Origin of the sequence: Psychroflexus salinarum (assembly GCF_042677225.1) — a bacterium.
GTDB lineage: Bacteria > Bacteroidota > Bacteroidia > Flavobacteriales > Flavobacteriaceae > Psychroflexus > Psychroflexus salinarum.
Genome location: NZ_JBHTIV010000005.1, coordinates 93,213 through 107,892, shown reverse-complemented (window position 1 = coordinate 107,892; position 14,680 = coordinate 93,213). Strand labels below are relative to the sequence as shown.

The following is a 14,680-nucleotide window of genomic DNA, read 5'->3' as shown; positions in this document are numbered from 1 at the left end:
TGAAATGATTCCACCAATGAAAAAATTATATATTCTTAGTATGTTTTGTTGTTTGTTCACCATTAGTTTATGGTCTCAAAATAGCGACACCAAAAAAGCAGATAAGCATTTTGATAGATTTGAATATGTCGATGCTATTGATGCTTATGAAAAACTAATCCGCAAAGGAAAAGCAAATAGCCATGTATATAAGCAACTAGCGATAGCAAACTATAAAACATCAAACTTTGAAGATTCTGAAAAATTTTATAAGCGATATCTAAGAAATAGTAGAAATGCTTCTTCTGAAGATTATTACAACTATGCTCAAACGCTTTTAATCAACCAAAAAACTGAAGATTACAAAAAGGCGATGCTCGACTTTTCTGAAAAAGCACCTAGTGACTCTAGAGCCAAAGCTTTTTTAGAAAATCCTGATTATCTTGAAGATCTGAAGTCAATGACTCCTAGATTTCAGTTGAATCCATTGAGTTTAAATTCTGAATATTCCGACTTTGGCGCTTATGAGCATGGAGGTAAATTATATTTTGTGTCTGCTAGGAATGAAACTAGAAAAACCTACGGCTGGAACAAACAGCCAACTTTAGATCTTTTTGTTGCAGATAATGTTGCTGGAACCTTCAAAAATTCTAAAGAGATAGAAGGTGAGATTAACACCAAGTTTCATGAAGGTTCTGTTGCTATAACAAATGATGGCTCCACTATATATTTCACTAGGAATGACTATGTTAATGGAAATTATAGAAAAGATGACGAGGGTATCAATCACTTGAAAATTTACAAAGCAACACTGGTTAATGGTAGTTTCCAGGATATTCAAGACCTGCCATTCAACGATGTTTCTTTCTCCAATGCCAATCCTGCATTGAGTCCCGATGAAAGCAAACTGTATTTTTCTAGCGATAGGCCAGGAGGTTATGGAGCTTCAGATCTTTATGTTGTTCAGATAGAAGGTGATGGAAGCTTTGGTAAGCCAAGAAATCTTGGACCTACAGTCAATACAGAACGAAGAGAGAGTTTTCCGTTTATTGATCAAGAAAATACGTTATACTTTTCTAGCGATGGTCATTTAGGCTTAGGCGGTCTTGATGTATATTATGCTAAAAGAGACTCTGGAGGTTTTCTTCCTCCTCAAAATTTAGGTTCACCTCTCAATAGTAGATCAGATGATTTTGCTTTCACCTATAATGGGAGTGTAGAAAAAGGCTATGTATCTTCTAACCGAACAGAAAAGAAGAAAGGAGAACGAATAGATAATATTTACAGAGCAAATTTGATACATCCATTAGAGCAAACATCTCTTTTGGTAGAGGTTGTTGATGCCAAAACAGACAGATTTTTAGAAAATGCACAAGTCATTTTTTATGGTGAGGATCAAAATGAATTTTCTAGAAGCCGAACAAATGACAGTGGTTTAAGTAAAAACTTTTTACCTACAGGTCAAAAATTTGATTTACAGGTAAACATGAAAGATTATCAAAGCCAATCGATTTCAATGCGTGTTCCTGAGACCCAAATGTTAATAAAAGTAGCTTTAGAACCCGAAGTTTCTCAGGCAGAAGCTGAAATGTTAATCTTGCAAGAACGTATATTTTTCGAATATGACGATGCAACTATAAGACCCGAAGCAGCTCTGGAACTTGATAAATTGATCTCAATTTTGAAAGAAAATCCAGAACTGAATATCAAGGTTATAAGTCATACAGATGAAAGAGGCTCTAAAGCTTATAATATGGAGTTATCTCAAAAAAGAGCTGAGAATACTGTAAACTACTTAGTAGAAAATGGTATTGATGCAAGTAGGTTAACTTCAGAAGGAAAAGGAAAGACAGAGCCTGTCAATAATTGTGATTCTGGCTGTAGTGAAGAAGAGCACGAAGAAAATAGAAGATCTGAATTTAAAGTTGTTGAGTAATTCTAAAAATTTAATCGCAAAAATCCTTCAGCATTTTAGTTGAGGGATTTTTTTATATTTACTAAGCGGTAAATAAGCCATTATGGAAAAAACTAAATGCCTTTCTTGTGAAGAACCCATTACAGGGAGAATTGACAAAAAGTTTTGTTCTGATTATTGCAGAAGCACATATAATAATCGGCTTAATAGTGATGCCACCAAGGTTGTGCGAAATATCAACAATAGGTTGAAAAAAAATTATAGAATTTTAAAAAGCATTAACAAAGATCAAAAAACAAAAACTACTCGGGATAAATTATTAGAAAAAGGATTCAATTTCACCTATTTCACAAGTCTTTACACTACTAAAAGCGGTCGTGTTTATTACTTTGTTTACGATCAAGGTTACTTACCTTTAGAAGATGATTACTACGCATTAGTAAAACGAGATTAATGAGAAAAAGTTCCTATAAAGCCATTGTCAGTCTGCTAGTGATAGCAGCTTCAATTTGGTATATTTTCTACGATTTATATCCTTCAGAAATTACAGATTTATCAACTCAGCCTTCAGAATTTTCAACCCTTAGAGCATTTGAACATGTTAAGAGTATTGGAGATGAGCCACATTATATCGGTTCTCGCGCACATAATTCCAAGCGAAATTATATCGTCAACGAGCTTGAAAAGTTAGACCTTCAAGTTCAGACTCAGCAAGGTTTTGTTTTGTCAAAAAACGGAGTTCTTACTGCACCACAGAATATTATTACAAGGTTAAAGGCCAATAATTCACAAGAAAACTCCAAAGCTCTATTATTATTAACACATTACGATTCTGCAGTGCATTCATCTCCTGGAGCAGCGGATGCAGCTTCTGGTGTAGCTACAATCCTGGAATCACTTAGAGCTTTTAAGGCTTCAAATTCTTCTTTTCAAAATGATATTATAATTGTCTTTACAGATGGAGAAGAAGTTGGGCTTTCTGGTGCAGAACTTTTTGTAAAGGAACATCCCTGGATAGATGAGGTTGGATTGGTTCTTAATTTTGAATCTCGTGGGAGTGGTGGCCCTAGTAACATGATTGTAGAAACCAATTATGGCAATTCCGGTTTAATTGAACTTTTTGGAAAAGCTCAGGGAGAACACCCATTGGCAAATTCACTTATGTATAGTGTTTACAAACTTTTACCGAACGACACCGATTCTACGATTTTCAGAGAAATCGCAGATGTTCCAAGTTTTTTCTTTGCGTTTATAGATGACCATTACGATTACCACACAGCTTTGGATATCCCAAAGCGTCTCGATAAACGATCTCTTGCTCACCAGGGCGATTACTTGATGTCTACATTGGATGAATTCTCCAATTTAGACTTAACAGATTTGAAATCAGATCAAGATAATGTTTATTTTACTGTTACTGGTTTTGGTCTTTTTGATTATCCGTTTTCCTGGGTTTGGTTCATTTATACAATTGCTCTCGTCGTTTTTGTTGCTTTACTAATTTTTGGTTTCAAAATTAATTCTTTAAACAGAAGAGAAGTCTTTTTAGGCTTTGTGCCTTGGTTTTTAAGTTTAGTTATCGCTGGATTAGTAACCTATCTCGGGTGGCAATTTATTTTAGAATTATACCCGGATTATTCAGCTATTCTGCAGGGATTCACTTACAACGGACATGATTATATTGTGTTTTTTGTAGCGCTAACTTTATTTATTCTGTTTTCGATTTATCAGTCATTTGATGAAAAACTGAACCCGAAAAACGCAATGGTAGCACCACTATTTACTTGGTTCGTTGTTATTTTTCTATTGAATATCTTTTTGAAAGGAGCTGCATTCTTCATTATTCCTTTATTATTTACACTCTTAGCTTTTTTCTTGATGATCAGGTTTCAAGTCCCTTCCTATCTTTTTCTTCTGATTTTAATACTACCATCTTTAAGCATTATAGCTCCATTTATTCAGTTTTTCCCTGTTGGACTTGGTCTTAAGATGACAGTGGTTAGTGCTGTTTTTACGGTTTTACTTTTCGGAAATTTGCTTCCTGTTTTTGGCTACTTTTCTGTAAAAAGAGGAGTGGCAGCTATGGCTTTGCTTGTAGCTATTGGCTTTTTTATCAAAGCTCATTTACATTCAAATTTTACAGAAGAAAGCCCTAGACCAAATAGTTTAGTTTACACTTTAGACACCGAATCCAACTCTGCCACTTGGAATACTTACGATGAAAATTTAGACTCATGGACTTCACCTTATTTTGAAACCTATGAGGATCTGACTAGTGCAATTGATTATCAAAGCAAGTACAATACAGCTTACACTAAAGCCTCTGAAGCGGAAATGATTCCTGTTAAAAGCTCCACCATTCAAGTTGATACTTTAGAAGCATCTCAATCTTATTTGAAAAAATTCAGAGTTCAGTTAAATTATAAAAGGAACCTTAACAGAATAATTGTTTCAGAACCTTCCCAGTTTAATTTTAGATCGTTCAAGGTCAATGGAGAAATTGCAGATAATTATGGAAATGATCCCCATAAATATCATGTTCATAAAAACCGTTTCAAGGATAACATTATTGATTATTATGTGGTAAACCAGGAGCCACTATATTTTGAATTTGAGGTCGATAAAGACCAAGACATAGAATTTGTTTTCAATGAAATAAGTTTTGATTTGTTTTCACATCCGTTATTTTCTGTAAAAAAGAGACCAAAAGATAAAATGCCAAAACCCTTTGTTGTAAACGATGCCATTATCACCAAGCAGAAATTAAGATTATGATAAAACAACAAGTATCAATTTTAGGTTGTGGATGGTTGGGATTACCGCTTGCTAAGCATTTAATAAAAAATGGATGGGAAGTTAAAGGATCTACAACATCTTTAGAAAAAATTGAAAAGCTCGAATCTGAAGGCATTCAAGCTTTTAAAATTGAACTTCAGGAAGACAAAATCATAGGAGAGATTCATAGTTTTTTAGAAAACTCTGAACTTCTCATTATTGACATTCCACCTGGATTGAGAAGTGATCCAAATTCTAATTTTACCGCTAAACTCAAAAAGCTCTCGGAGACAATTCCAGAATCAAGTATTAAAAACATCCTCTACGTAAGTTCCACGGGAGTTTTTCAAGACCACGAATCCATTCCAACCTTTACTGAACATTACAAGTTTACACAAAGAGAAGTTGCTAATAACCAATTGATCCAGGCAGAACAATTATTACTGACTTTCAAAAAAGCTGAAACTAGTGTAATAAGGTTTGGAGGTTTAATCGGAAACAATCGACATCCTGTTAAATACCTTGCAGGCAAACCAGACATCAAAAACCCTGAAGCCCCCGTAAATTTGATTCATCTTGACAATTGCATTTTACTGATTTTAGAGATAATTCAGCAGGGAAAATTCGGAAAGATTTTCCATGGGGTTGAAGCCGTTGATTCTACAAAAGAAGAGTACTATACCAAAAAGGCTAAGGAATTTGATCTCCAAACTCCTGAATTTGATCACGAAATAATTTCAGTAGGCAAAAACATCAGTATGACGTGGACTGCTAAAGAGTTAGATGTAGGGGTTCCAAAAAAGGTGTGAGTGATATTTCTTTATTTTTTTAATTTTTACTCATCTCCAATAGCTATCTGGATGAGACTTACAGCTTAAAAATTAAGACTTTTAGGCTCTGGAAGAATCCAGTCATTGTGAAAGAAATAATTCCACTCTATGGTTGTCAAATCTAGTTTTGGATCTATTAGAAATTCTGACTTTCTCCCGTTTAAACTAACTTTTATTCGGGTGTAAATTTCAATAGGAATGTTTTTTTCAGCGTATTCTTTTCTCAGCTTTTGGGTGAATTGATAAATGCCATCTGGTTTTAAAAGATTGCGTTTTTGTTTTGGGGTTAAATACTCATCAAGTTTGACATATTCAGTTTTGCCCGTATTCAAATTTTTGACTTGAAAACTGGCATAGCCACTTTTCGACCTAAGCATCATCCTCCAGCTCATTCGGTGACCTTCTTCTGTCCAGAAAACATTGCTATTAATAAAATGATGGCGAATGGGAAGTAGCAGCTGTATTGTAAACCAAATCACAAAAAAGGTTTTAAGTACTGGTGCTAAATTTGGAATTTTAGTTTCTGATGATTTGTAAAAGGGTTTGAACTTGAGGAATTTCCTGTGAATGTATTCTTTTGGGAAAAAGAACACTGTAAATGCTAGAGACATGTATGGGAAAATCCCAATTTGAAAGACGATGCTGTTAAATAAATGGAAAAACACACTTATCCAAAACATAGGAACCCTTGTTCGTTTCCACAAAAGCAATGGAACAACAAGCAAGTCAAATAAAACTCCAAAATATACAATACTCATGTGCACCCAGGGTTCTTGGAGCAAGTCACCAACCAGCCAATAGTGTGCTTTGCCTTTCATCAAAAGTTCTGGAAAGGTGCCGTTGAGCCAATCTGGATATAGTTTAGCAAGACTCGCATAAGTATATACAATCCATATTTGACCTATAAGAAACAGAACTACCCAATTGGGCATACTGATGGATTTCAGGTCTGGATTTTTTCTTGTATCTGCAGAAAAGTATCTATGTGCAGGAACGATGCACATGAAGATAAGCAGAAGAATGAGTAAATAGTAATGGTTGTTGTAAGACGTTTTCTGCATCAGGTAAACGCAGGTCCAGAGGAGTGTGTAAGCAATTATACTGAATCGATATTTGAAGCCCAGCATCACAAAAACTCCAAACAAACCCATAAGTGCAAAATAAAAATACATCCCGGAGCCAGGTAAAGGCTGCAGGAAGTCAAAACCAATAAAATTAAAAGTGAATTGAGGATCAACAAGCGTTCGTTTAACCCAGCCAGTGGCAATCGCCCCCCAGGCCTCTAAGGCAATAAGCAAACCGAATAAAATTCTAAACACAATGAGTGGAGAATTGTCAACATGCTTAAAGAGAAGCTTATTCATTATTGCGATTTTTAATATAGTTTCTTGCAAAAACTTCGTCAGCTTTCATCGCATCTATTAAAGCTTCTAAACCATCGAATTTCACTTCACTCCGAATACGCTTGAGTAGTTGTATGTGAAGGTGTTTGCCATACAAATCTTTATCAAGATCAAAGAAATAAGTTTCTATGCTCCGCTCTTGCCCGCCAACTGTTGGGTTGGTTCCAATATTCATCATGCCAAAACGCTTATCTCCATCAATGACAGAGGCTACAACGTAAACGCCTTGTTTGGGGATAAGCTTGTAAGATTCTGGAACTTTAAGGTTAGCTGTAGGGTAGCCCATGTTTTTCCCTAATCCTTTTCCACGGATTACTTCTCCGGAGAGGAAAAATGGTCTTGTGAGGTATTCATTTGCTTTTTCGAGGTCGCCTTCCTCAAGAGATCGTCTAATTTTAGTAGAACTTACCGCCACATCTTCGATATCTTGTTTTGAAATTTCATCCACTTCAAAACCATATTCTTTTCCGAAGGCTTTCAAATCTTCAATGTCTGCAGTTCTGTTTCTTCCGAAGTGATGATCGTAACCTATGACAATCTTTTTGGCGTTTAGTCCTTTTGCTAAGATTTCTTCAACGTATTCCCTGGCTGTTAATCGTGAAAATTCTAGTGTAAATGGATGAACGATGAGGTGTTCTAAGCCAGTTTCTTTAAGAATAAGTTTTCGCTCATCAATGGTATTTATCAGTTTTAAGTCTGCACTCTGTTGCAACACCATTCTTGGATGAGGGTAGAAGGTGAGCAATGCAGTTTGTAAATTCTCTTTTTTGGCAGAATTGACCAGACGCTGAATTATTTTTCTATGTCCTAGATGTACTCCGTCAAAAGTGCCAATAGTGACCACAGTTGGAATTGAAGAATTGAATTCTGAAACTTTATTATAAATCTTCACGTGTGTCTATTTTCCGTTAAAGCTGTTCATAGTATTGTTTATGCCAGCTGTTCCAAATGAAAGAATCAATTCTGATGACGTTTCCAAGCGTTCTTTCAGTTTTTCATTTTCTTCTGAAGTCCATTCGCTCAGGACATAATCTATTTGATTGCCTTTAGAAAATTCGTCACTTATTCCGAATCTAAACCTTGGATATGCCGTAGTCTGTAGTAGTTCCTGAATATTTTTTAACCCGTTATGTCCACCATGACTTCCTTTTGCTTTTAATCTTAATGTGCCAAAAGTTAAGTTAAGATCATCAGTGATAACCATCAAATTTTGAACGGAAATCTTCTCTTTGTCCAACCAGTAGCGAACTGCTTTGCCGCTGAGGTTCATAAACGTACTAGGTTTTATAAGTACAAATTTTCTTCCCTTAAAATTAAATTCTGTTTTATCCCCGTAGCGATCAGCTTCAAAAGTGATATCTCTTTTTTCTGCTAAGGTGTCCAAGATTTTGAATCCAATATTATGTCTTGTATTCTCATATTTCGGGCCTGGATTACCAAGTCCAACAATCAAAAACTTTTTCATAGGGTCTTTCTCTTCTTCTTTTTTGTCTCTGGATAAAAGTCTAGCGAAAAAAGCTCTCATCTACATTTTTTGTAAAAATAAAAAAGCATCCTGAAAAACAGGATGCTTTAAGTAAATTATAAATCTGTGATTTATTCTTTGCTTTCTTCAGCAGCATCATCGCCACCTTCAGCAGAGCTTTCTGCTCCTTCTTCACCTTCTGCAGTTTCGTCTTCGTCTTCTTCGTCTTCATCAACTCCGATGAGTGAAACGTTTCTAGAAGTTCTTACTTGACAAATAACAGTGTTGTCTGGATGCATGATCTTGTAATCTTCACTAGCAACTGCTGTAACGTATAACTTTTGTCCAATCTTAAGTGGAGTCACGTTAGCAACAATATAATCTGGAAGATTTTTAGCAAGACCTCTTACAGTCATACGTCTTAAGTTAAATCTTAAAACACCACCGTTTTTCACACCTTTAGGAACACCTTCAGAGTGAACAGGAATTTCCATAGTAATTTCTTGTCCTTCGTGGAATTCGTAGAAATCAATGTGCAGAATTTCATCTGTCACAGGGTGGAATTGAATGTCTTGAAGTACAGCGTTTGTTTTGTTGCCCTCAAGGTCAACAATTACAGTGTGTACATCGGGAGTGTAAATCAACTTGTTGAAAGACACTTCTGGCGCAGCAAAATGCACGATATTATCCCCCCCGTAAATAACGCAAGGGACCTCTCCAGCATTACGTAAGGCTTTCGTAGCTTTTTTGCCTACGCTTTCTCTTTTAGATCCTTTGATCGTAATCGATTTCATAAAAAAATTAAATTAAATTAAATTAAACTACATTAAAAACTTACCGCTGATAGACTTGTTATAATGGACGGCTTTCATCACATCTGCAAACAAATCTGCACAGCTAAGTACTTTTATTTTGGGACTGTCTTTTTTCAACGGAATACTATCCGTAACAATCAATTCTTCTAGTTTTGAGTCTTCAAGCTTTTCGTATGCGTTACCAGATAATACAGGATGAGTACATATTGCTCTTACACTTTTAGCTCCTCTTTCCATCATCAAGTTAGCAGCATGTGTTAAAGTTCCTGCAGTGTCAACCATATCATCCACCAACACTACATTCTTACCAGTAACATCACCAATCAATTCCATGTGAGAAATTTTATTGGCTTTTGCTCTTTGTTTGTAACAAATCACAACATCACTTTCTAAAAATTTAGAATAGGCATAAGCTCTTTTAGAACCACCCATATCTGGTGAAGCAATAGTAAGATCATCGAGTTTCAAACTTCTTAGGTAAGGTAAGAAAACAGTTGAAGCATAAAGATGATCAACTGGCTTTTCGAAAAACCCCTGAATTTGATCTGCATGCAGATCCATTGTAATAATTCTAGTTGCTCCTGCAGTTTCAAGCATTTTTGCCACCATTTTGGCAGCAATTGGAACTCTAGGCTTATCTTTTCTATCTTGTCTCGCCCAGCCAAAATAAGGTAGAACGGCTGTGATGTGTCTAGCCGAAGAACGTTTTGCAGCATCCAGCATCAATAGCATCTCCATCAAATTGTCTGAGTTTGGAAACGTTGAGCCAATGATGAAAACTCGAGAACCTCGAACACTTTCCTCGAAGGAAGGTTGAAACTCACCATCGCTAAAGTGCATCGTATTGACTTGTCCTAAAGGAATACCATAGGATTCTGCAATAGACTTAGCTAATGAAGTGCTCTGTGAACAAGCAAAAATTTTTGCAACTTTTTCTACGTCTGCCATAACTTATTGACCTTTTGAGGGATATTAGATTTATGGATTGCAAATTTAGATAAATAATTGAAGTTGGATATAAATAAGCGTACTATTTTCTGTATAGAAACAAATAATTTTATATTTTTGCACTTCCAAAATGCCTAGGTGGCGGAATTGGTAGACGCGCTGGATTCAAAACCCAGTATCTTACGATGTGCGGGTTCGATTCCCGCCCTAGGTACTTAAAAACCCTTGAAAGCTCATTGTTTTCAAGGGTTTTGTTTTTTTGAGTAACGTTTTACTACCTAGTCTTTGCTAAAAACTGAAATTAAAACCTTTTTGAATGTTAGCTTTCACAGTAGAAAGTGCCTTGACAGAATTACTCAGAAACATCATGATCACCTTTTACCTGGCTCATCTTGGTAATCTTGGATTTGAGAAAGTCCAGAATATCAGGATATGAAATAACTTATAATTAAAGCACCTGCAGATAATAATATCAAAACGATATCTTTTGCAATATCAAATCTATATTTTACTTTTTCTCGTCTTTCCTTTTTAAATCTTTCTTTAACCATTTTCGTATATCCACCTTTAAAAAGTATAAAAGAACTGCCTTTATCAGTTAAAAAATAATCGAAATCTCCTGTAGGTCTAATTTCAGTTTTCACAATTAACTTGTCTGAAGTGAATAAAGAAAAATATTCATCCTCTCTAAATTGATAGTTTTCTCCTTCTTTCGAGTCTATGTAATCTTTTTTTAAAACTGGGTTTCTTCCAACCTTTTTATATTTATTGGTAACTTGTATATCTTTTAAAATTCTATCTGCAATTTTAGCTTCTTGAAGTGTCATAAATTAGTGTCATTTTTTCAATTCTCCAACCTTCCAACTGAAGTTCAGAATCATGAAGGGTTAGTAAAAATTTGTATCGCTTTCGTGAATTTCTGGGAAAAGGTAATAAAATGATCCTTTGCTCTCCTTCAATCTTATTTTGAAATTATCAAGAAAATTTGGAAATCTTACTCCTTTCATTATATAATTCCTGAAGTCTTACTTTATCAACTTTCAGCAAAACACTTTCCACAGCTTTTCTATCTGAATTCACAAATGAAATTTTCCGTACCAGAAATTACTTTAATATTATTTTCATCTACAATCTCAACATCGATGTAATGGATGTATTTTTTAATTGCATCTCTAGTATCGAGACTAGTGAAACTCATTAATGTATCCAAGGCTTCTTGTTTGCTTAACAAGCTATGTATTGAGATTCAATTTTGCTGATTACATGGAAATCAACTCACACTTGAGTAAATAATCCTGATTAAACGAGATAAGCAAAATATCTGAAATACAAAAGATTCCTACAGAACCGGAAACCATAACTTTTATACATCCTATAACACCCTTTTAGACTTAATAATCCTAGATTAGTGGATAAAACAACACAAATGAAAGCTATAGGATTCAAGGAAAACCTAGATATAGATAATAAAGAAGCACTGCAGGATATTGAGATGCCTAAACCCGAAGCTAAAGGCAGGGATCTTTTGGTGGAAGTAAAAGCGATCTCCGTTAATCCTGTCGACTATAAAATCAGAAAAAACAGAACACCTGATGATGACCAGTGGGAAGTTATAGGCTGGGATGCCGCAGGAATCGTGAAAGAAGTTGGAGAAGACGTGTCATTATTTAATGTAGGTGATGAAGTCTGGTATGCCGGAGAGTTGAAACGACAGGGGAGCAATGCCCAATTTCAACTGGTCGATGAAAGAATCGTAGGTAAAAAACCGTCCAGTCTATCTTTTGCAGAGGCGGCCGCGATGCCATTAACCTCCTTGACAGCCTGGGAAATGCTTTTTGATAGAGTAAAGGTAGATCAAGAAGATGATGATAAATCTATTTTAATCGTTGGAGCTGCCGGTGGTGTAGGGTCGATTATGGTACAGTTGGCAAAAAAACTAACCAACTTGAAAGTCATAGGAACGGCTTCACGGGATGTAACCAGAAAATGGCTAAAGGAATTAGGGGCAGATGTTGTGATTGATCACAGTAATAAATTAAGCGATGAATTTGAAAAAGAGGGACTTTCCGATCCAGATTATGTCATCGGTATCAATGCTACTGGAGAACATTTTGAAGAAATTGTGAAAGTTATCAATCCTCAGGGTAAGTTTGGATTTATCGATGATCCTAAAGTGATAAATGCCACATCATTTAAGCCAAAGTCGGTTTCTATTCATTACGAACTCATGTTTACCAGATCCTTGTTCAAAACACCAGATATGATCAAACAGCATCATATTCTCAATAAAGTATCTGAGCTCGTTGATGAGGGGACAATCAAAACAACCCGAGGGGAACATTTTGGAAGCATCAATGCAGAGAATTTAAGAAAAGCGCATCAATTGCTGGAATCTGGTAAAGCCAAGGGCAAAATTGTGCTGGAAGGGTTTTAATCACATGATATTTTATCCAAATTTTCATCAGCTCAAAGTAAATTACTTTAAGTTTAATCAAATCAAAATTCAAAATAATGTCAACTACAAAAACTATCAACTTAAAAAATAGACCCAAAGGAAAACCTGAATTGTCGGACTTTGATTTTACAACTTCAGAAGTTCCTGAATTGAAGGACGGGGAAATTTTGCTCAAGACTACGTATGTGTCTGTAGATCCTTATTTGCGGGGAAGAATGTCAGATGCCGAATCTTATATAGAGCCTTTTGAGCTTAATGAGCCTATAGTTTCTGGTTGTGTGGCAGAAGTTTTAGAATCGAAATCTTCTAACTTCAGCTCAGGAGATTTTGTGACTGGAATGCTCGAGTGGAAAGAAAAACAGGTTGTAAATGCTGAAAACTTTAGAAAAGTGGATCCAGATCAGGCACCACTTTCTGCATACCTTGGCATTTTGGGAATGACTGGGCTCACCGCTTATTTTGGGCTTACGGATATTGGAAAACCCAAAGAAGGGGAAACGCTTCTCGTTTCTGGAGCTGCTGGAGCTGTGGGCACTGTGGTTGGACAAATAGGAAAGATTCTTGGCATGCATGTCGTAGGTATTGCTGGTACCGATGAGAAAATCGAGATGATCAAATCCGAGTTTGGTTATGATGAAGGCATTAATTATAAAACGACAGAAAACATGGCTCAGGCTATCGCCAAAGCTTGTCCTGATGGAGTGGATGTTTATTATGACAATGTAGGGGGAGAGATTTCTGAAGCTGTACTTTTCAACATCAATAAATTTTCAAGAACAGTAGTGTGTGGTGCCATATCCGTTTATAACAACACTGAATTACCAAAAAGTACGAGTGTGCAGCCGTTTCTGATTAAAAAGAGCTCATCTATGCAGGGATTTGTCATTTTTGATTATAAGGACAGACATCCTGAAGGAATTGAGCAATTAGCAGATTGGCTTCAGAAAGGGAAACTTCATTATGAAGAAACAATCCAGGAAGGGTTTGACAATATTCCACAGGCTTTCTTAGATCTTTTTGAAGGTAAAAACAAAGGAAAAATGCTGGTTAAGATTTAAGCAGCTTAAGAGTTTTTAAGTTTCATCAATCAGTAAATGGCTATTTCTATTGATACATACTGGTTTCAATGCGTTTGCAATAAGGGCTATTTTTTTTGGCATATTCAAAACCCATATCCCACCAGTTTTTCATTTGTTCAGGATCAAAAATCAATGAGTTTTTGGTAAGCATTGCTGGAGGGTGGTAAAAGTTCAGATCAACATGTTCATGTTTACTTCTTAACTTTCCTATTGTAAGATCGTTTCGGATGATTTGATCCATTAAAAAGTCAAATACCCTAGTAGTAAGTTCCAGTGCATTTTTAACAGGCTTTTTTTGATACTGTTTTTCAGTTTTAAGAACGATGACATCCACTTCAGAAGCCCCTCTGTTAATGGCTTCAGAAATAGGAACAATATTTCCGAGACCACCATCTCCGTAATCAAAATCATTTTTTTTCATCAGACTCATAAAAGGAATCATATTAGCAGATGCCCATATCCAGTCGCAAAAATCTTCTCTGTTGAAATCATTCAAAGATTTATATTCTACCTGTCCTAAACTGATGTTGGAGACGGTAACGACCACTTCAACATTTTGATTTTTCATTTTTTCAAAAAACTCTGTAGTAATGGTATCCAAAATCAGTTTTCTCAAGTGCTTACTTTCTCCAAAAGTTCTTGAGCCCTTCAGAAATCCTAAAAGAATATTTAAATGATTGATTTTTATTTCGAATTCACCGTTTCTCTTTTTGATGATAAAAGGATTTCGACTAAAAATTGAATTTTGGGTGACAGATGTATAAATTTCTCTCAGCTTTGAAATTTCTCCAATGGACAATAATGGAACGAGAAGGCTTCCGGTTGAAGTTCCCAGAAATAAATTATAATCGTTTTCACATTCAGAAATGAGATATTCTGCAATACCGCCTGCAAAAGCTCCTTTGCTTCCTCCTCCAGAAATAACCAATGCTTTCATTATTATCTTTTAAAATGAAATTACAATAATTTATAAATTAAAAAGCCTGTTTCTTTTTAGAAACAGGCTTTTATCAATT

Annotated in this window: 14 protein-coding genes and 1 tRNA gene; 7 read left to right on the top strand and 8 right to left on the bottom strand. The window is 35.5% G+C overall.

The window, feature by feature from the left end:
- The first annotated feature begins 16 nt into the window (after positions 1 to 16).
- From ACFQ0R_RS02765 to ACFQ0R_RS02750, 4 genes are all read left to right on the top strand, one after another.
- Positions 17 to 1,915 (top strand): OmpA family protein, encoded by a 1,899-nt coding sequence (locus ACFQ0R_RS02765; RefSeq protein WP_379656846.1) that lies wholly within the window; start codon positions 17 to 19, stop codon positions 1,913 to 1,915.
- An 82-nt stretch (positions 1,916 to 1,997) separates the two neighbouring features.
- The gene (locus ACFQ0R_RS02760; protein ID WP_379656845.1) at positions 1,998 to 2,348 is read left to right on the top strand and encodes a hypothetical protein; all 351 of its coding nucleotides are present in this window, start codon (positions 1,998 to 2,000) and stop codon (positions 2,346 to 2,348) included.
- Positions 2,348 to 4,669 carry a M20/M25/M40 family metallo-hydrolase gene (locus tag ACFQ0R_RS02755; protein ID WP_379656844.1) on the top strand — a complete coding sequence of 774 codons (2,322 nt, stop codon included), beginning with the start codon at positions 2,348 to 2,350 and terminating at the stop codon, positions 4,667 to 4,669. Before ACFQ0R_RS02760 ends, ACFQ0R_RS02755 begins: the two co-directional genes overlap by 1 nt.
- Positions 4,666 to 5,478 carry an NAD(P)-binding domain-containing protein gene (locus tag ACFQ0R_RS02750; RefSeq protein WP_379656843.1) on the top strand — a complete coding sequence of 271 codons (813 nt, stop codon included), beginning with the start codon at positions 4,666 to 4,668 and terminating at the stop codon, positions 5,476 to 5,478. Before ACFQ0R_RS02755 ends, ACFQ0R_RS02750 begins: the two co-directional genes overlap by 4 nt.
- Positions 5,479 to 5,543: 65 nt before the next feature.
- On the opposite strand, the gene ACFQ0R_RS02745 is transcribed toward ACFQ0R_RS02750, so the two are convergent.
- The 5 genes from ACFQ0R_RS02745 to ACFQ0R_RS02725 all read right to left on the bottom strand — a co-directional run bounded on the left by ACFQ0R_RS02745 (position 5,544) and on the right by ACFQ0R_RS02725 (position 10,130).
- Positions 5,544 to 6,863 (bottom strand): HTTM domain-containing protein, encoded by a 1,320-nt coding sequence (locus ACFQ0R_RS02745; RefSeq protein WP_379656842.1) that lies wholly within the window; start codon positions 6,861 to 6,863, stop codon positions 5,544 to 5,546.
- Positions 6,856 to 7,794, bottom strand: a complete 939-nt coding sequence (locus tag ACFQ0R_RS02740) for a bifunctional riboflavin kinase/FAD synthetase (protein WP_379656841.1) — start codon at positions 7,792 to 7,794, stop codon at positions 6,856 to 6,858. Before ACFQ0R_RS02740 ends, ACFQ0R_RS02745 begins: the two co-directional genes overlap by 8 nt.
- A 6-nt stretch (positions 7,795 to 7,800) precedes the next feature.
- Complete coding sequence (pth, locus tag ACFQ0R_RS02735) at positions 7,801 to 8,427, bottom strand: aminoacyl-tRNA hydrolase (protein ID WP_379656840.1); 627 nt, start codon at positions 8,425 to 8,427, stop codon at positions 7,801 to 7,803.
- A gap of 71 nt (positions 8,428 to 8,498) precedes the next feature.
- A complete protein-coding gene (locus ACFQ0R_RS02730) occupies positions 8,499 to 9,161 on the bottom strand; it encodes a 50S ribosomal protein L25/general stress protein Ctc (protein WP_379656839.1) in 663 nt (220 codons plus the stop codon).
- A gap of 27 nt (positions 9,162 to 9,188) precedes the next feature.
- Entirely contained in the window at positions 9,189 to 10,130 is a 942-nt protein-coding gene (locus ACFQ0R_RS02725) for a ribose-phosphate pyrophosphokinase (protein WP_379656838.1), read from the bottom strand.
- A gap of 132 nt (positions 10,131 to 10,262) precedes the next feature.
- Between ACFQ0R_RS02725 and ACFQ0R_RS02720 the strand changes: the two genes are divergently transcribed.
- Positions 10,263 to 10,344 (top strand) — tRNA-Leu (locus ACFQ0R_RS02720).
- A 211-nt stretch (positions 10,345 to 10,555) separates the two neighbouring features.
- Here the strand turns inward: ACFQ0R_RS02720 and ACFQ0R_RS02715 are convergent.
- Complete coding sequence (locus ACFQ0R_RS02715) at positions 10,556 to 10,957, bottom strand: hypothetical protein (RefSeq protein ID WP_379656837.1); 402 nt, start codon at positions 10,955 to 10,957, stop codon at positions 10,556 to 10,558.
- A 239-nt stretch (positions 10,958 to 11,196) separates the two neighbouring features.
- Positions 11,197 to 11,340, bottom strand: a complete 144-nt coding sequence (locus tag ACFQ0R_RS02710; protein ID WP_379656836.1) for a hypothetical protein — start codon at positions 11,338 to 11,340, stop codon at positions 11,197 to 11,199.
- 216 nt (positions 11,341 to 11,556) lie between these two features.
- On the opposite strand from ACFQ0R_RS02710, the gene ACFQ0R_RS02705 reads away from it, so the two are divergent.
- Positions 11,557 to 12,564: a zinc-binding alcohol dehydrogenase family protein gene (locus ACFQ0R_RS02705; RefSeq protein WP_379656835.1), complete on the top strand. Its 1,008-nt coding sequence runs from the start codon at positions 11,557 to 11,559 to the stop codon at positions 12,562 to 12,564.
- A 77-nt stretch (positions 12,565 to 12,641) separates the two neighbouring features.
- The gene (locus ACFQ0R_RS02700) at positions 12,642 to 13,643 is read left to right on the top strand and encodes an NADP-dependent oxidoreductase (RefSeq protein ID WP_379656834.1); all 1,002 of its coding nucleotides are present in this window, start codon (positions 12,642 to 12,644) and stop codon (positions 13,641 to 13,643) included.
- Positions 13,644 to 13,689: 46 nt separating this feature from the next.
- On the opposite strand, the gene ACFQ0R_RS02695 is transcribed toward ACFQ0R_RS02700, so the two are convergent.
- A complete protein-coding gene (locus ACFQ0R_RS02695) occupies positions 13,690 to 14,601 on the bottom strand; it encodes a patatin-like phospholipase family protein (RefSeq protein ID WP_379656833.1) in 912 nt (303 codons plus the stop codon).
- Positions 14,602 to 14,680: the final 79 nt, after the last annotated feature.

Coding starts and splice junctions, on each gene's coding strand:
- ACFQ0R_RS02715 (WP_379656837.1), bottom strand. CDS start 10,957: ATGACACTTCAAGAAGCTAAAATTGCAGATAGAATTTTAAAAGATATA.
- ACFQ0R_RS02745 (WP_379656842.1), bottom strand. CDS start 6,863: ATGAATAAGCTTCTCTTTAAGCATGTTGACAATTCTCCACTCATTGTG.
- ACFQ0R_RS02760 (WP_379656845.1), top strand. CDS start 1,998: ATGGAAAAAACTAAATGCCTTTCTTGTGAAGAACCCATTACAGGGAGA.
- pth (WP_379656840.1), bottom strand. CDS start 8,427: ATGAGAGCTTTTTTCGCTAGACTTTTATCCAGAGACAAAAAAGAAGAA.
- ACFQ0R_RS02765 (WP_379656846.1), top strand. CDS start 17: ATGAAAAAATTATATATTCTTAGTATGTTTTGTTGTTTGTTCACCATT.
- ACFQ0R_RS02725 (WP_379656838.1), bottom strand. CDS start 10,130: ATGGCAGACGTAGAAAAAGTTGCAAAAATTTTTGCTTGTTCACAGAGC.
- ACFQ0R_RS02695 (WP_379656833.1), bottom strand. CDS start 14,601: ATGAAAGCATTGGTTATTTCTGGAGGAGGAAGCAAAGGAGCTTTTGCA.
- ACFQ0R_RS02750 (WP_379656843.1), top strand. CDS start 4,666: ATGATAAAACAACAAGTATCAATTTTAGGTTGTGGATGGTTGGGATTA.
- ACFQ0R_RS02730 (WP_379656839.1), bottom strand. CDS start 9,161: ATGAAATCGATTACGATCAAAGGATCTAAAAGAGAAAGCGTAGGCAAA.
- ACFQ0R_RS02755 (WP_379656844.1), top strand. CDS start 2,348: ATGAGAAAAAGTTCCTATAAAGCCATTGTCAGTCTGCTAGTGATAGCA.
- ACFQ0R_RS02705 (WP_379656835.1), top strand. CDS start 11,557: ATGAAAGCTATAGGATTCAAGGAAAACCTAGATATAGATAATAAAGAA.
- ACFQ0R_RS02700 (WP_379656834.1), top strand. CDS start 12,642: ATGTCAACTACAAAAACTATCAACTTAAAAAATAGACCCAAAGGAAAA.